Below are 20,098 nucleotides of genomic sequence, written 5' to 3' on the forward strand. Positions count from 1 at the left end.
CCTTGTTCGTGTGTTGCTCGGGTTCCGCGGACCGGGGCTCACGCCCCGACGACCCGCAGGACGCTGGTGGTCTCGACGACGACGTCCTCGTTTCGGAGCGCGACGACCGTGGCGGCCAGGTCGGACTCGCGGGCGAGGTGCGTGCCGATGACGAGGGTGGCGGTGCCGGCCGTGCCGTCGCCCGGGTCGGTGGCCGCGGACTGCTCGACGGTCTCGACGCTCACGCCGTGCTTCGCCAGGACGCCTGCGACCGTGGAGAGCACGCCGGGGGCGTCCGCCACGTGGAGCGTGATCTGGTAGCGGGTCCGCACGGTGCCGATCGGGAAGACCGGCAGCGCCGACCGGGTCGACTCGGCGACGCCCGGACCGCCGATGACGTGCCGTCGGGCGGCGGAGACCAGGTCGCCGAGCACGGCGGACGCGGTCTCGACACCTCCGGCACCGGCGCCGTAGAACATGAGGTCGCCGGCGGCCTCGGCCTCGACGAACACGGCGTTCTTCGCACCGTGCACGCTCGCGAGCGGGTGCGACTCCGGTACGAGCGCCGGGTAGACGCGCGCGCTGACCCCCTCGACGCCGTCCGCGTCGGTCAGGCGCTCGGCGGTCGCCAGGATCTTCACGACGTACCCGGCCTTGCGCGCGGCACGCACCTGCTCGATGGTGACGGCGGTGATGCCCTCGCGGTGGACGGCGGCGAGCGGCACCGAGGTGTGGAACGCGAGCGAGGCCAGGATCGCGGCCTTCTGCGCGGCGTCGTAGCCCTCGACGTCGGCCGTCGGGTCGGCCTCGGCGTACCCGAGCTCGGTCGCGGTGGCGAGGGCGGCCTCGAACGTCGAGCCCTCGCGGTCCATCAGGTCGAGGATGAAGTTCGTCGTGCCGTTGACGATGCCCATGATGCGCTCGATGCGGTCACCCGCGAGCGAGTCGTGCAGCGGGCGGATGATCGGGATCGCTCCGGCGACGGCGGCCTCGTAGTACAGCTGCGCGCCGACCTGCTCGGCAGCCGCGAACAGCTCCGGGCCGTGCGTGGCGAGGAGCGCCTTGTTGCCGGTGACGACGTCGGCACCGGACTGCAGGGCCTGGAGCACGAGGGTCCGGGCGGGCTCGATCCCGCCGATGAGCTCGACCACGATGTCCGCGCCGAGGATGAGCGACTGCGCGTCCGTCGTGAAGAGGTCCTTCGGCAGGTCGACGTCGCGCGGCGCGTCCACGTCCCGCACCGCGATGCCGACCAGCTCGAGGCCGGCACCGGCGCGCGAGGCCAGCTCGTCACCGTGCTCGAGGAGCAGGCGCGCCACCTGGGAACCGACGGAGCCGGCTCCGAGCAGCGCGACGCGGACGTTGCGGTATTCGATCATGTGGTGCGCATTCCTGTGGGACGGGTGTCAGCCCTGGTCGGTCGGGGTCAGCGGCCGGAGCCGGCGACGACCCCCGTGTCGCGGGCGAGCAGGTCGTCGATCGACTCGCCACGGACGAGGATACGGGCTGTGCCGTCCGCGACCGCGACGACCGGCGGGCGTCCGACGTGGTTGTAGTTGCTCGACAGCGACCAGCAGTAGGCACCGGTCGCGGCGACGGCGAGCAGGTCGCCACGGTGCACGTCACCGGGCAGGTACTCGTCGTGCACCACGACGTCGCCTGACTCGCAGTGCTTCCCGACGACCCGGGTCAGGACCGCGGGCGCGTCCGAGGTCCGCGCCAGCCGGGCTGTGTAGTCGGCGCCGTACAGCGCCGGGCGTGCGTTGTCGCTCATGCCCCCGTCGACCGAGACGTACGTCCGGGTGGCCGTGGCGCCGGGGACGCCGGTGTGGTCCTGGCCCGCGTCGACGTCGGAGAGCGTCACCGGCTTGATGGTGCCGACCCGGTAGAGCGTCACGCCGGCGGGGCCGACGATGTACCGCCCCGGCTCGACCGCGACCTCGGGCACCGGGATGCCACGCTCGGCGCAGGCCTCGGCCACGATGGACGCGAGGGCCTCGGCCACGTCCTCGGGCGCGAACGCCGAGTCGGCCTCGGTGTAGTCGATCCCCCAGCCACCGCCGAGGTTGAGCTCCGGCACCGGCCCGGACGCGACGAGCTCGGCGTGCACGTCCATGAGCCGCCGCGCGGCCTCGCGGAACCCGGACTCGTCGAAGATCTGCGACCCGATGTGCGAGTGCAGCCCGACGAACGCGAGCGACGGCTCGGCGCGGACGGCCGCGGCGGCGTCGACGGCCTCGGTCAGGGGGATGCCGAACTTCTGGTCCTCGCGTGCCGTGGCGAGGTACTCGTGCGTCGAGGCGTGCACGCCGCTGTTGATCCGGATGCGGACGCGCTGGACGGTGCCCGCGTCGGCAGCCGCCCGGGCGACACGCCCGATCTCCTCGTGGCTGTCGAGCACGATCGTGCCGAGCCCGACCTCGACCGCACGGGCGATCTCGGCGTCCGACTTGTCGTTGCCGTGGAAGCCGAGCATCGCCGGGTCCGCGCCGCCGGCCAGTGCGACCGCGAGCTCGCCGGCCGTGCAGACGTCGAGCCGGAGCCCGGCCTCGGTCATCCAGGCGGCGACCTGCGTCGTGAAGAAGGCCTTCGCGGCGTAGTAGACGTGGGCCCGGGTCCCGATGCGCCCGAACGCCTCGGTGAAGGCGGTGCGGACGCGGGCCGCGCGGGCCTGCACGTCGCGCTCGTCGACCACGTAGAGGGGCGAGCCGAACTGCTCGACGAGGGCGGAGGCGGAGATCCCGCCGATCGCGAGCTCGCCGTCGTCGGTGCGCGTCGCCGACGCCGGCCAGATCCGCGCGGTCAGCGCGGAGGCGTCGTCCGGGAACCGCAACCGCGGCGGGGCAAGGGGGTTCGCGCTCACGGGACCCGATCCTAGCGAGCCGGGGCGTGCCTCCCGTCCGGTGTTACGCCCGCCGGCCGCGCTCCCCTTCAGTCGCAGGTACCGACCGTGCGGAGTCCCTGCTCCGTGAGCGGCAGCGTGTCGGCGGTGACGCGCACGGTGGCGTGCTGCGCGCTGATGTCGAGCGACCTGACGCGGAGCTGCTCGGGGAGGAAGCGGGCGGTGCAGACCTCGACCGGGACGTTCGTGACCCCGGGGATCGAGTCGACGCCGAGCCCGAGCGCCGAGTTCGTGATGCGGACGCTCCGCGGGGTGATCGTGACCCCCCGCCCGTCGGCCTGGGCGACGACCCGTCCCGTCGCCGCGTAGGTGATGTCGTAGCCGAGCACCGCGGTCGAGCCGGACAGCTCCACGCCGCCGTCGACGAGCCGCATCCGGTCGAACAGCGGGCTGTACTTCGCGAGGTCCTTCAGGCTCGACGCTGCCAGGGTCACGTGCCCGTCCACGTCGTGCACGTCGCCCTTGCCGTCGACCGGGACGTCGTGCACGGTGACGTCGGCGGCGAGCGGGACCCCGTCGACCGTCAGCCGCTCCGAGGAGATGTCGACCCGGTCGAGCGTGCCGGCGAGGAGCTGCGGGACGACGATGCCGTCGGCGTGCGCGGTGACCTCGCCGGTCGCGCCCTCGGGCAGCGACTGCTCGACCTGGTCCGCGATGATCCGGTCCACCACGCTGCGCAGGACGAGCTCGGCGACGACGACCAGGGCGGCGAGCACGAGCACCACCACGACGAGGACGACGGGCCAGCGACGGCGCTTCCGGGTGGGTTCGGTGGCTGCGGACATGCGTCCCACCCTGCCAGGCTCCTCCGGCAGCCGGCCTGGAGGCGCGGGTGCGGCCCGGCGGGCGCGGCGGGCGGGCGGGCGCGACGGCGGAACCAGGTTCCGGACACAGCACCGTGGAAGAACGCGGTGTCGTGTCCGGAACCTGGTTCCCGCGAGCCGGGTGCGCGCGTCGCGCGCCCCGCTCCGCCCCGCTGCGACCCTGCGCTACATGCGCTCGGGCGCGCTCACCCCGAGCAGGCCGAGGCCGTTGCGGACGACCTGGCCGGTGGCGTCGTTCAGCCACAGGCGCGTGCGGTGCAGGTCGGTCACGGCCTCGTCCCCGAGCGGCGTCACGCGGCAGGCGTCGTACCAGCGGTGGTAGAGGCCGGCGAGCTGCTCGATGTAGCGCGCGATGCGGTGCGGCTCGCGGAGCTCGGCCGCCTGGCGCACCACCCGCGGGTACTCCGCCAGCGCCCCGAGCAGCGCCCCCTCGGTCTCGTGGGTGAGCAGCGACGCGTCGAACGCCGAGCGGTCCACGCCCGAGGCAGCGGCGTTGCGGGCCACGGACTGCGTGCGGGCGTGGGCGTACTGCACGTAGAAGACCGGGTTGTCGTTGGTCCGCTTCGTGAGCAGGTCGAGGTCGATGTCGATCGCGGTGTCGCTGGCGAACCGGACGAGCGCGTACCGGCCGGCGTCCACACCGACGGCGTCGACGAGGTCCTCCATCGTGACGATCGTGCCGGCACGCTTCGACATGCGCATCGGCTCGCCGTCCTTGAGCAGGTTGACCATCTGCCCGATCAGGATCTCGAGGTTCGTGCCCGGCTCGTCGCCGAAGGCCGCGCACATCGCCATCATCCGGCCGACGTAGCCGTGGTGGTCCGCGCCGAGCATGATGAGGTTCCGCTCGAACCCGCGCTCGCGCTTGTCGAGGTAGTACGCCAGGTCGCCCGCGATGTAGGCCGGCTGCCCGTCGGACTTGATCACCACGCGGTCGCGGTCGTCGCCGAAGTCGGTCGTGCGGAGCCAGAGCGCGCCCTCGGCCTCGTACATCTTGCCGAGCGACTGCAGCCGCTCGATGGCCCGCTCGACGGCCTTCGACTCGTGCAGGGAGTTCTCGTGGAAGTAGACGTCGAAGTCGACGCCGAAGTCGTGCAACGACGACTTGATGTCCGCGAACATGAAGTCGACGCCCTCGCGGCGGAACAGCTCCTGCGCCTCGTCGCGCGGCAGGTCCGTCACGTCGGTGCCGGCCGGCAGCGTCGCGATCACGCGCGCGGCGATCTCGGCGATGTACGCGCCGCCGTAGCCGTCCTCGGGGGTCGGCTCGCCGAGCGCGGAGGCGACGAGGGACCGGGCGAAGCGGTCGATCTGCGCGCCGTGGTCGTTGAAGTAGTACTCGCGGGTGACGAGGCCGCCCTGTGCCTCGAACACGCGGGCGAGGCTGTCACCGACGGCGGCCCAGCGCACGCCGCCCATGTGGATCGGGCCGGTCGGGTTCGCCGAGACGAACTCGAGGTCGATGCGGACGCCGTCGTACAGGTCGCCACGCCCGAACGCCGAGCCGGAGTCGACGATGGTGCGGGCGATCGCACCGGCGGCCGCGGCCTCGAGCGTGATGTTGATGAAGCCCGGGCCGGCCACGTCGACCGACGCCACACCGTCGAGCTCGGTCAGCTCCCCGGCGATCTCGGTCGCGAGCTCGCGCGGGTTCGTGCCGAGGCGCTTCGCGAGCTGCATCGCGGCGTTCGACGCCCAGTCGCCGTGCGCGCGGTTCTTCGGCCGCTCGAGGGCCACGTGGGACTCCCCGATCGTCACGGTGTCGGACGCGCCTCGTCGCTCGACGATCCCGGTCAGGATCGACAGGTACGCGGCGGAGAGTTCGGCAGGAGTCACGAGGGTCGAGTCTACCGGGACGCCCAGCGGACTCGGGGCCGGGGCCGGACGTCGTGCAGCATCATGTCCGGATGACCACCCGCAGCCGTGCCAGGGCGATCACCGTCGCCGCCCTCACCGTCTCCGCGTCCGCCGTGCTGGCCGGGTGCGCCGGGTCGGAGGACGCGGCACCGAGCGCGAGCGCGACGCCGATCGGCACGGCCGTGCGACAGACCTGCGACGAGCTGCTGCCGGCGAGTGCGCTGGCCGTCTACGGGACGACCCTCCGGCAGGACACCGACTGGCGCCCGGCGAAGGGCACCCCCGCGGCGACCATCGAGCGCCAGCGCGGCCGCGCCTGCCGGTTCGTCGCCACCGACGACCCGTCGACGACGGTCACGCTCGCCGTCGCGCACCTGCCTGAGAAGTCGCTCACGACGCTGAAGGACGCGCTGTACGAACGCGGTGGCTCGGTCCCGACCTACCGGGTGGAGGGGTACTACGCCCTCGACGGCGGAGTCGGTCGCGCGGACGCCTTCCCGGACCCGTACTGGATCACCACCGAGTCGACGCTCTACACCGAGCCCGGAGGGGCGCAGCCCGTCGTGGACGCTGTGCGCGCGGCGCTGCAGCCGACCGCGACGGCCAGCCCCGCGGGCTGAGCCGCCGACCGCCGGACGGGAGGCGCGGCGCCGACCCGCCCCGCGCCTCCCGTCCGGTGGTCCGCACGACGTCGCCGCGACACGCGTTGTCGGGACCGGGTCGCGGGACCTGCTACGGTTGGTTCCACCCACGGGCCCCCATAGCTCAGGGGATAGAGCACTGCCCTCCGGAGGCAGGGGCGGAGGTTCGAATCCTCCTGGGGGCACTCGGAAACTCCCGCGCAAGCGGACGTTCTGCTGCGCTCGATCGGCCGCGCGCGATGTTGCCTGCGGCGACCGTCCCCCAACGTCACGCCCGACATGCGAGTCACCTGCGCTCGATCTGCGTCGCGCGATGTCGCCTGCGGCGACCGTCCCCCGCTCGCACCCGACATGCGAGTCACCTGCGCTCGGTCTGCACGTGCGGGTTTGCCAGCGCGACACCCGGCGTCACTATGATCCGCGCCGATGAGCACCGGCACCACCGACACCCAGGCGGGACTCGCCCGCGGGCAGCATGCGCCCGCGCCGCGCACCCTGCTCGACGTCCTCGAGGCGACCGCGGCGGCCCACCCGGACGCGCTCGCACTCGAGGACCCCGAGGGGACGATCGACTACGCATCGCTGCTCCGGCTCGTCCGCACACGCGCCGACGACCTCGCCACGCGCGGCGTGCGGCGCGGCGACCGGGTCGGCGTGCGCATCCCGTCCGGAGGCCGCGACCTGTACCTGTCGATCCTCGCCGTGCTGGCGGCCGGCGCCGCGTACGTCCCGGTCGACGCCGACGACCCCGAGGAGCGCGCCGCCCTGGTCTTCGGCGAGGCCGGGGTGGTCGGTGTGATCGGTGCCGGCGGGGTCCTGCGGCAGAGCGGTGCGCCGGACGCCGAGCCGTCACCGGTCGTCGACCCCGGAGCCCGCGCCGAGGCACCGACCACCGAGGACGACGCCTGGGTCATCTTCACGTCGGGGTCGACGGGTGTGCCGAAGGGTGTCGCGGTGACGCACCGCTCCGCCGCGGCGTTCGTCGACGCCGAGGCCCGGATGTTCCTGCAGGACGCCCCGATCGGTCCGGGCGACCGCGTCCTCGCGGGTCTCAGCGTGGCGTTCGACGCCTCGTGCGAGGAGATGTGGCTCGCCTGGGGGCACGGCGCCTGCCTGGTCCCCGCGCCGAGGTCGCTCGTCCGGACCGGCGTGGACCTCGGCCCGTGGCTCATCGCGCACACGATCACGGTCGTCTCGACGGTCCCGACCCTCGCGGCGCTCTGGCCGGACGACGCCCTCGAGCAGGTCCGACTCGTGATCTTCGGCGGCGAGGCATGCCCGCCCGAGCTCGCCGCCCGCATCGCGTCCCGTGACCGGGAGCTGTGGAACACGTACGGCCCGACCGAGGCCACGGTCGTCGCGTGCGGTGCGCTGCTCGACGGCTCCCAGCCGGTGCGCATCGGGCTGCCGCTGGACGGCTGGGACCTGGCGGTCGTCGACGACCGGGGACAGCGCGTCGCCCCGGGTGGTGTCGGCGAGCTCGTCATCGGTGGGGTCGGGCTCGGCCGGTACCTCGACCCCGCGAAGGACGCCGAGAAGTACGCGCCGTTCCCCGAGCTCGGCTGGGACCGGGCCTACCGGAGCGGGGACCTCGTCCGGTACGAGCCCGAGGGCCTGGTCTTCCAGGGCCGCGCGGACGACCAGGTGAAGCTCGGCGGCCGCCGCATCGAGCTCGGCGAGGTCGACGCGGCGCTGCAGGGCCTCGACGGCGTGGCGGGCGGTGCCGCCGTCGTGCAGCGGACACCGGCCGGCAACCAGGTGCTCGTCGGGTACGTCGCCCCGGTCGCGGGCACCACGATCGACACCGCGGCGGCGAACGCCCGACTGCGCGAGGAGCTGCCCGCCGCGCTCGTCCCGCTCCTGGCCGTCGTCGACGCGCTGCCGACCAGGACGTCGGGCAAGGTCGACCGCGCCGCACTCCCCTGGCCGCTGCCGGGTGCGACCGACGCCGCCCTGCTGCCGGACACCGTGGCCTGGATCGCCGAACGATGGTCGGCGATCCTCGGCGTCCCCGTGACGAGCGTCGACGACGACTTCTTCGCGCACGGCGGCGGCTCGCTCACCGCAGCGCAGCTCGTGTCGGCGATCCGCGAGCGCTTCCCCACGACGACCGTCGCCGACGTGTACGACCACCCGCGCATCGGCGCCCTGGCCGCGGCCCTCGACGACGCCGGCCCGAGCGCGGCGGCACGACGCCCGGTGCGCCCGGTGCCCCCGACGACCGGGCTGCTGCTCACGCTGCTCGGCCTGCCCATCCAGCTGCTGCGCGGCCTGCGCGTCCTGACCTGGACCGCCCTGGTCGCCGCGGTGCTGCACGCCACGACCCTGCCCGTCGTCCCGGTGCTCCCGTGGTGGGCGCTGGTGGTCGCCCTGGTCCTGTTCGTGACGCCGATCGGCAAGATGGCGGTCACCGTCGTCCTCGCCCGGGTGCTGCTCGCGGGTGTCCGCCCCGGCGACCACCCGCGCGGCGGCTCGGTGCATGTGCGCGTCTGGCTCGCCGAGCGGATCGCCGAGGCCGTCGACGGCCCCTCGACCGCCGGCGCACCGTGGATCAGCTACTACGCGCGGGCGCTCGGTGCCCGCATCGGCCGCGACGTCGACCTGCACACCCTGCCGCCGGTCACCGGCATGCTCACGATCGGCAAGCGGGCGTCGATCGAGCCCGAGGTCGACCTCGTCGGGCACTGGGTCGACGGCGACCTCTTCCGGCTCGGCCACGTCCGCGTGGACGCCGACGCCGTCGTGCACAGCCGCTCGACGCTCCTGCCCGGCGCGCACGTCGGCGAGGGCGCGGAGGTCGAGGCCGGCTCCGCCGTCACCGGCAGGGTCCCCGACGGGGAACGCTGGGCGGGCTCGCCCGCGGAACGCACCGGGTCGGCACGGCACGGCCGGGAGGCACGTCCCCCGGCCCGACGCCGTTGGCTCGTCGCGTACGGGGCCGCATCGGTGCTCGTGGCCGGGCTGCCCGTCGCGGGCGTCGCCGCCGGGACGGCCGTGGCCGTCGCGCTCGTCGGGCCCGCCGGCACGCTCGGCGCGGCCGTGCTGCGCGGTCTCGCCGCCGTGCCGCTCGCGACGCTCGTCGCGGGCCTCGTCTACGCGGTCCTCGTGGTCGCGGCCGTCCGGCTGCTCGCACTCGGCCTGTACGAGGGACGGCACCCGGTCCGGTCCCGACCCGGGTGGCAGGCGTGGTGCACCGAACGCGTGCTCGACGCCGCCCGCACCCTGCTCTTCCCGCTGTACGCCTCGCTCGTGACCCCGCTGTGGCTGCGGGTGCTCGGCGCGCGGGTCGGGCGGGACACCGAGGTCTCGACCGTGCTCCTCATCCCGTCGCTCACGCAGATCGCCTCGGGTGCGTTCCTCGCCGACGACACGATGGTGGCGACGTACGAGCTCGGGGGCGGCTGGATCCGGATCGGGCGGTCGAAGATCGGGCGGCGGGCGTTCCTCGGCAACTCCGGGATGACCGGCCCCGGGCGGTCGGTCCCCCGCGAGGCGCTCGTCGCCGTGCTCTCCGCCGTGCCGAAGAAGGCGAAGCGTGGCTCCTCCTGGCTCGGGTCGCCCCCGGTCCGACTCCGCCGCGCGACGACCGAGTTCGACGAGGAGCGCACGTTCCGCCCGCTCCGCCGGCTCAAGGTCGCGCGGGGCTGCTGGGAACTGCTCCGGCTGGTCGCGCCGATGGTGTCCGCGGCGATCGCCCTCGGCGTCGGCGGTGCGCTGCTCGCCCTCTGGTCGGCCGTCGGGATCGGCTGGACCGTGCTGCTCGCCGGGCCCGTGCTCCTCGTCGCCGGAGCCGTCGCGGCCGCCGTGTCGACGCTCGCCAAGTGGGTCTTCGTCGGACGGATCGAGGCGCGGGAGCACCCGCTGTGGTCGTCCTTCGTGTGGCGGAACGAGGTGCAGGACACCTTCGTCGAGACGGTGGCGCGCCCGTGGTTCGCCGAACAGGCCACCGGCACCCCGGCCCTCGCTGCCTGGCTGCGCAGCCTCGGCGCGCGGATCGGCCGCGGGACCTGGATCGAGACGTACTGGCTGCCGGAGGCCGACCTCGTGTCGATCGGCGACGGCGCGTCGGTCGCCCGCGGCACCGTCGTGCAGACCCACCTGTTCCACGACCGGGTGATGCAGCTCGACACCGTGCTGCTCGACGCCGGGGCGACGCTCGGTCCCCACAGCGTCGCCCTGCCCGCCGCGGGGATCGGCGCGGGCGCCACCGTCGGTCCGGCGTCGCTCGTGATGCGCGGCGAGCAGGTCCCGGGCGGCACGCAGTGGGCGGGCAACCCGATCGCACCGTGGACGACCGGCCCGTCGGTGCCGGTCGCGGAGCGCACCGCCGGGACGGACCGGGACGCCGTCGTGGCAGACTCGACGGCACCGTGAAGCCGAACCCCGACGCCGACCCGTACACCCCGCACAGCGGCGACCGGCGGTGGAGCGCCCTGCACTACGACCTTCGCCTCGTTTACCGCGTCGCGACGAACCGCCTCGACGCCACCGCGACCGTGACCGGCCGGGCCGTCGAGCGCCTGGACCGGATCGTGCTGGACCTGCACGGGCTGCGCGTCGACCGCGTCGACGTCGACGGCACCCGCGCGGCGAAGGTGTCCTCGTCGACGCACAAGACCACCGTGACACCCGCCGAGCCGGTCGCCGCCGGCGTGGAGTTCTCTGTGCACGTGCGCTACCACGGCTCCCCCCACCCCCTGCGGAGCCCGTGGGGACAGATCGGCTGGGAGGAGCTGACCGACGGCGTCATCGTCGCCTCCCAGCCGACCGGTGCCCCGTCGTGGTTCCCGTGCAACGACCGCCCCGACGACAAGGCGACGTACCGGCTCGAGGTCACGGCGGAGTCCGGCTACGACGTCGTCGCGAACGGCGACCTGCTCGGCCGTGATCGTGCACGTGCTGGCACGACGTGGACCTACGCCGTGACGGAGCCGATGGCGACCTACCTGGCGACCGTGCAGATCGGCCGGTACCGCACGACCACGGTGCGCGGCACCCCCGCCGTCGCCGTGCACCACCCCGCCGACCTCGCCGCCCCGGTGCGGACGGACTTCGGCCGCGTGCCGGACATGATCGCGCTCTACTCGGAGCGCTTCGGGCCCTACCCGTTCTCGTCCTACGGCGTCGTGGTGACGGACGACGAGCTGGAGATCCCGCTCGAGGCACACGGCCTGGCCGTCTTCGGTCGGAACCACGTGGACGGCGAGCACGGGACCGACCGGCTCATCGCGCACGAGCTCGCGCACCAGTGGTTCGGCAACTCGGTCACGGTCGCGCGGTGGCGGGACATCTGGCTGCACGAGGGCTTCGCCTGCTACGCCGAGTGGCTGTGGTCGGAGCACCGCGGCGGCGACTCGGCGGACACGCTCGCGGAACACCACCGCCGGCAGCTGCTCGCCAGCCCGCAGGACCTGGTCGTGGCAGATCCCGGTGCCGCGGACATGTTCGACGACCGCGTCTACAAGCGCGGCGCCCTGGCCCTGCACGCCGTGCGGCGGACGTTCGGCGACGACGCCTTCACCACGGCGCTCCGGACGATCACGTCGGCGCACCGACACGGCACGGTCCACCCCAGCGGCGTGTACGCGGCCGTGGCAGCGGCGGCCGACGTCCCCGTCCTCGCCGTCCGTCGGGTCACCGGACCGTGGATCGACGAGCCCGGTGTCCCCGAGCTGCCGGTCCCCGGGACGGCCTAGACCCCGGTCGCGCCCTTGCCGGCGGCGGCTGCGGTGACGGGGTGCACCTCGGCCCAGAGCGCGTCGAGGGAGAGACCGACGACCCCGGAGACCGCGGCGATGGTGGCGAAGGACGGTGTCGCGATCCGGCCGGTCTCGATCTTGCGCAGCGTCTCCGGCGAGATCCCGGCGCTCAGGGCGACGTCGAGCATCGAGCGGTCGCCACGGGCGGAACGGAGCAGCGCGCCGAGGCGACGACCGCGTTCGAGCTCGTCCGGGCTGAGCGGGAGTCGGACCATGCTGCCGATGCTAGTACCGGCCGGACAATACCGGTACGATCATCGGCATGATCGAGATCCTCTCCCCCGCCGAGGTCGACCGCGCACGCCGGACCGGCGCGCTCGTCGGCACGATCCTGCAGGCCCTCCGCGCCCGGACGGCGGTCGGCACGAACCTGCTCGAGATCGACCGGTGGACCCGGACGATGATCGAGGACGCGGGGGCGGTGTCCTGCTACGTGGACTACGCACCGTCCTTCGGGCGGGGGCCGTTCGGACACCACGTCTGCACCGCCGTGAACGACGCGGTCCTGCACGGCCTCCCACACGACCGCGTGCTCACCGACGGGGACCTGCTCACGCTCGACCTCGCGGTGTCGCTCGACGGGATCGCCGCCGACGCCGCGATCAGCTTCGTCGTCGGCTCGGCGGACCCGGCTGACACCGCCATGATCGCGACCACGGAACGCGCCCTCGCGGCCGGCATCGCGGCGGCGCGGCCGGGTGCCAGGACCGGGGACCTCTCGCACGCGATCGGCAGCGTGCTCACCGCGGCCGGGTACGCGGTCAACACCGAGTTCGGCGGCCACGGCATCGGCTCGACGATGCACCAGGACCCGCACGTGGCCAACACCGGGAAGCCGGGGCGCGGCTACACGCTGCGGCCGGGCCTGCTGCTCGCCGTCGAACCGTGGGTGATGGCCGACACCGACGAGCTCGTCACCGATGCCGACGGCTGGACGCTCCGGAGCGCCACGGGCGGGCGGACGGCGCACACGGAGCACACGATCGCGATCACGGAGGACGGCGCCGAGGTCCTCACACGACCGGCGGGCTGACCCGGTCGTCGACGAGCACCGGGAGTCCCCCGGCGGCCACCGCGAGCACGGTCCCCGGCGCGGGCCACAGGACGGTGACGGGCTGTTCCACCCCGCCGAACCGGGCGACCCCGCGGGCGAGGTCGACCTCGACGGCGACCGGGTCGACCCGCAGGCCTCGACCGTCCCGCTTGAGGACGGCCTCCTTGACGGCCCACGCGGCGGCGCGGTCACGGTCGTCGCGCAGCCGTCGTCGCTCGTCCGGCCCGGAGGCGTCGAGCGGGGCGGCGGCCACGCGGGCGACCTGCTCGAGGTCGATGCCGATCGAGGTGTCCCCGTCGACCGGTCCGGAGACCGCGGCGACGGCGGTGCTGCCGCCGGTCCGCGCGGCGCTCACCGGTACGGGTCGGCCGTCGGCAGTGGCCCACGGGCGGCCGTGCGCCCGCGATCCGCAGTGCGGACAGCTGCGACCCACGCGCACCCCCGTGGTGTCGGTGGCCGCAGCTGACGCGACGGCGGTGAGCAGGGCCTCCCGGTCGGCGCCGGTGGGCACGATCGTCACCTGGACGGTGCTGGACGGACGGGCCACGTCGCGGGCCTGGCTGCGGCGCGGTCCGTCGACGATCGTCTCAGGCGTGCGTCAGCGCGATCAGCGCGACGTTCATGGTGCTGTAGGCACCCTCGGACCGCGTGGCCTGACGGACCCGGCCGCGGAGGACCTCGTAGCGGCCGTCCTGCTCGCGGACGAACCCGATGACGCCGCTCGCCGGCGTCGATACGCGGTGGAAGCCGTCCTCCAGTGGGACGACCTCGGTGCTCGTCGTACGCTCCATCGCTTTCCCCTTCCGCTCGTCGTCGAACGATGACCCCCACCATACCCCGGTCCGGGGTACAAGTCCTCCACAAGCGGCCTCTCGCCGGGGGTTCTCCGAGCATCCATCCGCTGTCTGCGTGGCCTGGATAGCATCGGGGCCACGGCACCCGTGCGGGGGCCGGTGCGGGGGCTCCGGCGGGGCTCCCGTCGACGGATGGAGGACGGATGCGAGCGGTCCACGACGGATCGGGCACGGACGGACGAGCGGTCGGTCGACCGCTCCGACGATCCCGACGGACGGCGCACCGGAACCGTGGGCTCCTGGCCCGGACGACCGCCCGCATCGGCGTCCTGCTCCTCGCCGCCGGCGCGGTGCTGGCACCGGCCGCCGCAGCGCACGCGACCGACCCCGTCGACCTGGGTGGCGCGTACGTCGTCGACGAGGCCGACGCGCTCAGCAGCAGCCAACGCACTCAGGTCGAGCGGGCCGTCCAGGACCTCTACGACCAGACGCAGACGCAGCTCTACGTCGTGTACGTGCCGACCTTCACGAACCCGACCGACCACACCGCCTGGGGCGACGCGCTCATGGAGCGCAACCAGATCGACGCCGACAGCATCGTGCTGTCCGTCGCGGTCGACGACCGGATCGCCGACATCCAGCAGACCAACGAGACGGCGCTGACGAAGGGCGACGTCGAGACCGCCTACCAGCAGGACGCCGTACCGCAGCTCCGCGACGGCGACTGGTCGGGTGCCGCCGTGGCCTTCGCGGACGGACTCGTGCAGTCCCAGGCACCGGCGGACCTGACCTGGCTGTGGATCCTGCTCCTCGTGGTCGTCGTCGGCCTGGTCGTGGTCGTGCTCGTCGTCCGCACCCGGAACAAGCGGCGGACGGCCGAGGCGGACCGCGCCCAGCGCGAGTCCCTGGCGGGCCTGGAACGCAAGGCCGGCGCCGCACTCGTCACGATCGACGACGAGCTCCGGACCGCCGAGCAGGAGGTCGGCTTCGCCACCGCCCAGTTCGGTGAGGACGCCGCGAAGCCCTTCGCCGAGGCCGTCGCCGCGGCACAGCGATCCGTGCGTCAGGCGTTCTCGTTCCGGCAGCAGCTGGACGACGAGGTCCCCGACTCCCCCCAGCAGCGCGCGCAGTGGGCGAACCAGATCATCGCGATCTGCGAGCAGGCGCACGCGTCGATCGACGAGCAGACCGAGGCGTTCGACCGGCTCCGGTCCCTGGAGGACGGCGTCGAGGACGCCGCCACCGCCCTCGCGACCGCGGTCGCCGCCGCGCCGATGGAGCTCGACGCCGCCCGACGTGTCCTCGAACGGGTCCGCGGCTCGTACGGGGGACGGACCCTCGCGACCGTGTCCGACAACGTCGACCAGGCCGAGCGGGTCCTCGGCTACGCGACCGAGCGGTCCCAGGCCGCCACGGCCGCCATCGCCGCCGGCGACAAGGGCGAGGCGGTCATCGCGGTGCGGGACGCCCAGCACGCCCTGGCCCAGGTGCAGCAGCTGACCGCGAGCGCGACCGGTGCCGAGCGGGCCTTCGCCGAGGCGTCCGCCCGGGCCGAGGCGATGCGCGTCGACATCGAGGGCGACGTCGCCGCAGCCCGCGCGATGCGGTCTGGCGACCCGGCGCTGGCCTCGGCGGTCACGCGGGCCGACGCCGTGCTGCGACAGGGTGCGGACCCGCGCGACCCGATCGCCGCGGTCGACCGGCTCACGAAGGCGAACGCCGACATCGACGCCGCGCTGGCCGCCGCACGTGGGGCGCAGGAGCAGCAGCAGCGGGCACAGCGGGCGCTCGACGACGCGCTGCGGGACGCCCGAGCGCGCATCAGCCAGGCGCGCGACTTCATCTCGATGCGCCGCGGTGCCGTCGGTCCCACCGCACGGACGCGGCTCTCCGAGGCGCAGCGTGCGCTCGAGGACGCCGTCGACCTCGCCACGACCGACCCGGCCCGTGCGCTCCGGGCGGCGCGGTCCGCCGAGCAGTACGCCGCCGCCGCGATGGACGCGGCGAACGACGACATGGGCGGGTGGCCCGGTCAGGGCGGTGGCGGCGGGAACGGCGCGCAGCTCGGCGGCCTGGTCACCGGCCTCGTGCTCGGCGGCCTCCTCGGTGGTCGTGGCGGCAGCTACGGCGGCGGCTCGTTCGGTGGCGGGGGCTTCGGCGGCGGCGGCTTCGGAGGCGGAGGCGGCTTCGGCGGCGGCGGCGGCTTCGGTGGCGGAGACGGCGGCGGGGGCGGCTTCTCCGGCGGCGGTCGCTTCTGATCCGGCTGGCCCCGTTCCGATCCGACCGGACCCGACCGACGCCAGACAACACCAGCAGACCAGCAGACCAGCAGACCAGCAGACCAGCAGACCAGCAGACACAGACCTTCCACGAAAGGGAAAGCAATGGCAAAGCAGACGATCCTCGGACGGATCTCCTCGCTCATCCGGGCGAACGTGAACCAGCTCATCGACGACGCCGAGGACCCGCAGAAGATGCTGGACCAACTCGTCCGTGACTACACGAACAACATCGCGGACGCCAAGACCGCGATCGCCCAGACCATCGGCAACCTCCGCCTGCTCGAGCAGGACCACGAGGAGGACAAGCGGGCCGCGACCGAGTGGGGCCAGAAGGCCGCGAACGCGTCGGCCGCCGCCGACAAGTACCGCGCCGAGGGCAAGACCGCCGACGCCGACAAGTTCGACAACCTCGCCAAGATCGCCATCGGCAAGCAGATCGCCGCCGAGCAGGAGGTCAAGGACAACGAGGGCCCGCTCGCCACGCAGAACGAGCAGGTCGAGAAGCTCAAGTCCGGCCTCGCCGGGATGGAGCAGAAGCTCGAGCAGCTCAAGGCCAAGCGCGACTCGCTCGTCGCCCGGCAGAAGACCGCCGAGGCGCAGTCGAAGGTCAACGACGCCATCGGCAACATCGACATCACCGACCCGACGAGCGACCTCAACCGCTTCGAGGAGAAGGTCCGACGCGAGGAAGCGAAGGTGCTCGGCCAGCAGGAGCTGCAGTCGTCGAGCCTCGACGCGCAGTTCGAGAGCCTGGAGGACGTCGGGCGGGACGCCGAGGTCGAAGCGCGTCTCGCGGCGCTGAAGAACGGCGGATCCTCGTCGATCTGACGCGGTTCCCCGGACGACGCCGGACCGTGCTGACAGACTGAGACGATGCAGTTCCTCGTCGTCGGTCAGTGGCAGGGTTCGGCGTCGTCGCGCGCGATGCGCCTCGGCGACGGAGCCCTGGCCATCGCGGCCGACCTGCCCCGCGCCGTGACCACCGTCGTCGAGGTGCCCGCCGGTGCCGGCGATCGGCTCGAGACCGCGGTGGCGCGGTACACCTCGGTGCGGGCGGTCGCCGAGCGCGTCGCCGAGGAGACGGGTGTGGCGAGCGAGCCGGTGCTCGTCGTCGGCGGCGACGCATCGAGCGTGCTCGGGGCCACCGTGCTCGTCCGACCGGGCACGGCGTTCGTCCGCATCGCGGGGTCCAGCGGCTACCGGTCGCTCAACCGCGCCCAGCCCGTCGCCGCGGAGACCGCGGTGCTCCGCCTGCTCGTCGACCGGCCGGACGAACTGTTCCCGGACCTGCCCGTGCTCGACCCGTCGACCGTCGTGCTCGCCGGTGTCCGCGGGATCGACGACGCCGAGTCGGCCGCGCTCGACCGCCTCGGCATCACGCACCTCGACGTCGACGCAGCCACGCCCGACGCACTCGCAGCGGCCGTCGACGCGACCGGTGCCGACTCGGTGTTCGTGCACGTCGACCTGGACGTCCTCGACCCGGCCGAGGTGGACGGGCTGCTCGAGCCGGTTCCGTTCGGGCTCGACGCCTCCGGGCTCGTCGAGCGCATCCAGGCAGCCACCCGGGGACGGCGTCTGGTCGGTGCCGCCCTGACCGGCTTCGCACCGGTGGACCCGGAGCGGGCCGTCGACGACCTCGGCGTGATCCTCCGCGCCGTCGGCGCCCTGACGACGGCGTCCCGCGCGGTCTGAGGACCGCCGCGACGCAGCGTCGCCCCGTCGTCGGCGCACCGTCGGAGACAGCGGCGCCCCGCGCCTCCGGCGGCGGACCGGCCCGCGCCTGCGCCGCCGTCCGTGACGGCGGTGACCAGCGCCTCCCGTCCGTCCCGACTGCGCCGTCCTCGGGGCGCACCGCACTCGGCCGGTGTGCCGCCGTCTCGCGTACGTTCTGAGGCATGACGGACTACGACCTCATCGTGATCGGAGCCGGCGCTGTCGGCGAGAACGTGGCGGACTACGCCCACAAGCGCGGCCTGTCGGTCGCCGTGGTCGAGGCCGAACTGGTCGGCGGTGAGTGCTCCTACTGGGCGTGCATGCCCTCGAAGGCCCTGCTGCGCAGCGGGCACGCGGTGGCCGCGGCGAAGCGGGTGGACGGTGCGACCCAGGCGGTCACCGGGCGCGTCGACGCAGCGAAGGTGCTCGCCCGCCGGAACTCGTTCACCTCGGACTACCAGGACGACAGCCAGGTCGCCTGGCTCGAGTCCGCTGACATCGCGCTGATCCGCGGCCACGCCAGGATCACCGGCGAGAAGACCATCGAGGTCGCCGGCGAGACCCACACCGCGAAGGCCGCCGTCGCGGTCGTCACCGGCTCCCTGCACCAGCTGCCCGACGTGCCCGGCCTGGCCGCAGCGGGCCCGTGGGGCACCCGTGAGGGAACCAGCGCGCAGGAGGTCCCGGAGAGCCTGCTCGTGATCGGCGGTGGTGTCGCCGGGTCGGAGCTCGCGACCGCGTGGGCCTCGCTCGGCTCCACGGTGACGCTCGTGGCGCGTCACGGCCTGCTCGGCGGCATGGAGCCGTTCGCCGGTGAGCTCGTCGCCGATGCGATGCGCGAGCTCGGCATCGACGTCCGCACCGGCGTCAGCCCGACACGCGTCGACCGCGACGAGCACGGCCTGGTCACCACGACACTCGACGACGGCACCACCGTCGTGACGAGCGAGGTGCTCGCCGCGACGGGTCGGAAGCCGCACACGGCAGACCTCGGCCTCGAGTCCGTCGGTCTCACCGCCGGTGACTGGCTCGAGGTCGACGACACCATGCTCGTGCAGGGCACCGACTGGCTGTACGCGGTCGGCGACGTCAACCACCGCGCGCTCCTCACCCACCAGGGCAAGTACCAGGCACGTGCCGCCGGCGAGGCGATCGCCGCCCGGGCACAGGGCCGTCCGGTGCACGCCGAGCCGTGGGGCGCGCACGTCGCCACCGCCGACCACGCCGCCGTGCCGCAGGTGACGTTCACCGACCCCGAGGTCGCGAGCATCGGCCTCACCGAGGACGCGGCCCGCAAGCAGGGCGTGAACGTCCGCGCGGTCGAGTACGACCTCGGCGCCGTGGCCGGATCGGCCCTGCAGGCGGACGGGTACACCGGTCGAGCGAAGATGGTCGTCGACGAGGACCGCGGGGTCGTCGTCGGGGTGACCTTCGTCGGACAGGACGTCGCCGAGATGCTGCACGCCGCCACGATCGCGGTCGTCGGCGAGGTGCCGATCGACCGGCTCTGGCACGCGGTCCCGGCCTACCCGACCATGAACGAGATCTGGCTCCGCCTGCTCGAGACCTACGGCCGCCCGGAGTAGGGGTGCGGAACCCGCTCCTCGACTCCCCCGTGTCCCGTGCGGGGTGGCTCTTCGCCACCGCGGTGGGGCTCGCGGTCGGCCTGCCGTTGTCGACCGGACGAGTCCGGGTCGAGCAGGGCCTGGTCGTCTGCACCGGCCTGCCGCGGTGGGTGTTCCGGCGCGGTGGCACGTGCGTCGGCTCGGTCTACCTGACCCGTGACAACGACGCGCCAGCGGTGCTCCGGCACGAGCGCGTGCACGTCGCGCAGTGGCGTCGCTACGGCATGCTCATGCCGCTGCTGTACGCGATCGCGGGGCGGGACCCGCTCCGCAACCGCTTCGAGGTCGAGGCCGGCCTGGAGGACGGCGGCTACCGCTGACCGACGGACGCCGGGGCCGCCGCGCGCTGCGGACGGGCCGCAGCCGTCACGCTCGGTCAGCTGCGCCGACGAGACCTGCCCACTCGGCGGACGTGCGCGGCCCGTCCCGTCCGCTCGGTGCGAGTGCGACCCGCCCGTCGACGGACCGGAGGCGCAGGACGGGCTGGCCCCGCGCCTCCCGTCCGTCGTCCGGTCCGACCGGCGCGACGCGCCCGACCGCAGGCCGCGCTGGTCCCACGACTCGCCGCGCGCGCAGCGTCGAGGTCCCACTGGCGGGGCGGCACGGGCGCGAGAGGCCGGAATCGCGGAACCTCAGCGGGGGGCGGGCGGGGACGACGACGCCGC

At 74.0% G+C, this 20,098-nt stretch carries 16 protein-coding genes and 1 tRNA gene; 10 read left to right on the top strand and 7 right to left on the bottom strand.

The features are described from left to right. Positions 1-38: 38 nt before the first annotated feature. From QUG93_RS01725 to argS, 4 genes are all read right to left on the bottom strand, one after another. The gene (locus QUG93_RS01725) at positions 39-1,358 is read right to left on the bottom strand and encodes a homoserine dehydrogenase (RefSeq protein ID WP_289471880.1); all 1,320 of its coding nucleotides are present in this window, start codon (positions 1,356-1,358) and stop codon (positions 39-41) included. 47 nt (positions 1,359-1,405) lie between these two features. Next, on the bottom strand, positions 1,406-2,842 hold the full coding sequence (lysA, locus tag QUG93_RS01730; RefSeq protein WP_289471881.1) for a diaminopimelate decarboxylase: 1,437 nt from the start codon (positions 2,840-2,842) through the stop codon (positions 1,406-1,408). A 68-nt stretch (positions 2,843-2,910) separates the two neighbouring features. After that, the gene (locus QUG93_RS01735; protein WP_289471882.1) at positions 2,911-3,666 is read right to left on the bottom strand and encodes an LmeA family phospholipid-binding protein; all 756 of its coding nucleotides are present in this window, start codon (positions 3,664-3,666) and stop codon (positions 2,911-2,913) included. Positions 3,667-3,870: 204 nt separating this feature from the next. Continuing rightward, entirely contained in the window at positions 3,871-5,541 is a 1,671-nt protein-coding gene (gene argS / locus QUG93_RS01740; RefSeq protein WP_289471883.1) for an arginine--tRNA ligase, read from the bottom strand. A gap of 71 nt (positions 5,542-5,612) precedes the next feature. On the opposite strand from argS, the gene QUG93_RS01745 reads away from it, so the two are divergent. From QUG93_RS01745 to QUG93_RS01760, 4 genes are all read left to right on the top strand, one after another. Continuing rightward, complete coding sequence (locus tag QUG93_RS01745) at positions 5,613-6,182, top strand: hypothetical protein (RefSeq protein WP_289471884.1); 570 nt, start codon at positions 5,613-5,615, stop codon at positions 6,180-6,182. A gap of 134 nt (positions 6,183-6,316) precedes the next feature. Continuing rightward, positions 6,317-6,388: transfer RNA gene (locus QUG93_RS01750), tRNA-Arg, on the top strand. A 241-nt stretch (positions 6,389-6,629) separates the two neighbouring features. Beyond that, positions 6,630-10,577 (top strand): Pls/PosA family non-ribosomal peptide synthetase, encoded by a 3,948-nt coding sequence (locus QUG93_RS01755; protein ID WP_289471885.1) that lies wholly within the window; start codon positions 6,630-6,632, stop codon positions 10,575-10,577. Further along, complete coding sequence (locus QUG93_RS01760) at positions 10,574-11,899, top strand: M1 family metallopeptidase (RefSeq protein ID WP_289471886.1); 1,326 nt, start codon at positions 10,574-10,576, stop codon at positions 11,897-11,899. The genes QUG93_RS01755 and QUG93_RS01760 overlap by 4 nt, the downstream gene beginning before the upstream one ends. Here the strand turns inward: QUG93_RS01760 and QUG93_RS01765 are convergent. Next, positions 11,896-12,177 carry a helix-turn-helix domain-containing protein gene (locus tag QUG93_RS01765; protein WP_289471887.1) on the bottom strand — a complete coding sequence of 94 codons (282 nt, stop codon included), beginning with the start codon at positions 12,175-12,177 and terminating at the stop codon, positions 11,896-11,898. The two genes, QUG93_RS01760 and QUG93_RS01765, sit on opposite strands and share 4 nt — an antisense overlap. A gap of 47 nt (positions 12,178-12,224) precedes the next feature. On the opposite strand from QUG93_RS01765, the gene map reads away from it, so the two are divergent. Then, positions 12,225-12,995 (top strand): type I methionyl aminopeptidase, encoded by a 771-nt coding sequence (gene map, locus QUG93_RS01770; RefSeq protein ID WP_289471888.1) that lies wholly within the window; start codon positions 12,225-12,227, stop codon positions 12,993-12,995. Here the strand turns inward: map and QUG93_RS01775 are convergent. After that, complete coding sequence (locus tag QUG93_RS01775; RefSeq protein ID WP_289471889.1) at positions 12,976-13,563, bottom strand: 4'-phosphopantetheinyl transferase superfamily protein; 588 nt, start codon at positions 13,561-13,563, stop codon at positions 12,976-12,978. The two genes, map and QUG93_RS01775, sit on opposite strands and share 20 nt — an antisense overlap. Before the next feature lie 40 nt (positions 13,564-13,603). Then, positions 13,604-13,807 (bottom strand): hypothetical protein, encoded by a 204-nt coding sequence (locus QUG93_RS01780; RefSeq protein WP_289471890.1) that lies wholly within the window; start codon positions 13,805-13,807, stop codon positions 13,604-13,606. Between the two features lie 206 nt (positions 13,808-14,013). Here QUG93_RS01780 and QUG93_RS01785 point away from each other — a divergent pair, with 206 nt between their 5' ends. The 5 genes from QUG93_RS01785 (at position 14,014) to QUG93_RS01805 (ending at position 19,753) form a co-directional block, all read left to right on the top strand. Next, entirely contained in the window at positions 14,014-16,068 is a 2,055-nt protein-coding gene (locus QUG93_RS01785) for a TPM domain-containing protein (protein WP_289471891.1), read from the top strand. A gap of 126 nt (positions 16,069-16,194) precedes the next feature. After that, the gene (locus tag QUG93_RS01790) at positions 16,195-16,920 is read left to right on the top strand and encodes a PspA/IM30 family protein (protein ID WP_289471892.1); all 726 of its coding nucleotides are present in this window, start codon (positions 16,195-16,197) and stop codon (positions 16,918-16,920) included. Positions 16,921-16,965: 45 nt separating this feature from the next. Next, on the top strand, positions 16,966-17,787 hold the full coding sequence (locus tag QUG93_RS01795) for an arginase family protein (protein ID WP_289471893.1): 822 nt from the start codon (positions 16,966-16,968) through the stop codon (positions 17,785-17,787). Between the two features lie 203 nt (positions 17,788-17,990). Beyond that, a complete protein-coding gene (locus tag QUG93_RS01800) occupies positions 17,991-19,394 on the top strand; it encodes a dihydrolipoyl dehydrogenase family protein (RefSeq protein ID WP_289471894.1) in 1,404 nt (467 codons plus the stop codon). 2 nt (positions 19,395-19,396) lie between these two features. Next, positions 19,397-19,753: a Fe-S oxidoreductase gene (locus tag QUG93_RS01805; RefSeq protein WP_289471895.1), complete on the top strand. Its 357-nt coding sequence runs from the start codon at positions 19,397-19,399 to the stop codon at positions 19,751-19,753. The last annotated feature ends 345 nt before the right edge of the window (positions 19,754-20,098 follow it).

It is taken from the genome of Curtobacterium caseinilyticum (assembly GCF_030363035.1).
Classification (GTDB): Bacteria; Actinomycetota; Actinomycetes; order Actinomycetales; family Microbacteriaceae; genus Curtobacterium; species Curtobacterium caseinilyticum.

What these genes read in the sequence shown, in the direction of transcription:
- QUG93_RS01725 (WP_289471880.1), bottom strand. Translation starts at nt 1,358, where the DNA reads ATGATCGAATACCGCAACGTCCGCGTCGCGCTGCTCGGAGCCGGCTCC.
- QUG93_RS01735 (WP_289471882.1), bottom strand. Translation starts at nt 3,666, where the DNA reads ATGTCCGCAGCCACCGAACCCACCCGGAAGCGCCGTCGCTGGCCCGTC.
- QUG93_RS01745 (WP_289471884.1), top strand. Translation starts at nt 5,613, where the DNA reads ATGACCACCCGCAGCCGTGCCAGGGCGATCACCGTCGCCGCCCTCACC.
- QUG93_RS01755 (WP_289471885.1), top strand. Translation starts at nt 6,630, where the DNA reads ATGAGCACCGGCACCACCGACACCCAGGCGGGACTCGCCCGCGGGCAG.
- QUG93_RS01765 (WP_289471887.1), bottom strand. Translation starts at nt 12,177, where the DNA reads ATGGTCCGACTCCCGCTCAGCCCGGACGAGCTCGAACGCGGTCGTCGC.
- map (WP_289471888.1), top strand. Translation starts at nt 12,225, where the DNA reads ATGATCGAGATCCTCTCCCCCGCCGAGGTCGACCGCGCACGCCGGACC.
- QUG93_RS01780 (WP_289471890.1), bottom strand. Translation starts at nt 13,807, where the DNA reads ATGGAGCGTACGACGAGCACCGAGGTCGTCCCACTGGAGGACGGCTTC.
- QUG93_RS01785 (WP_289471891.1), top strand. Translation starts at nt 14,014, where the DNA reads ATGCGAGCGGTCCACGACGGATCGGGCACGGACGGACGAGCGGTCGGT.
- QUG93_RS01790 (WP_289471892.1), top strand. Translation starts at nt 16,195, where the DNA reads ATGGCAAAGCAGACGATCCTCGGACGGATCTCCTCGCTCATCCGGGCG.
- QUG93_RS01795 (WP_289471893.1), top strand. Translation starts at nt 16,966, where the DNA reads ATGCAGTTCCTCGTCGTCGGTCAGTGGCAGGGTTCGGCGTCGTCGCGC.
- QUG93_RS01800 (WP_289471894.1), top strand. Translation starts at nt 17,991, where the DNA reads ATGACGGACTACGACCTCATCGTGATCGGAGCCGGCGCTGTCGGCGAG.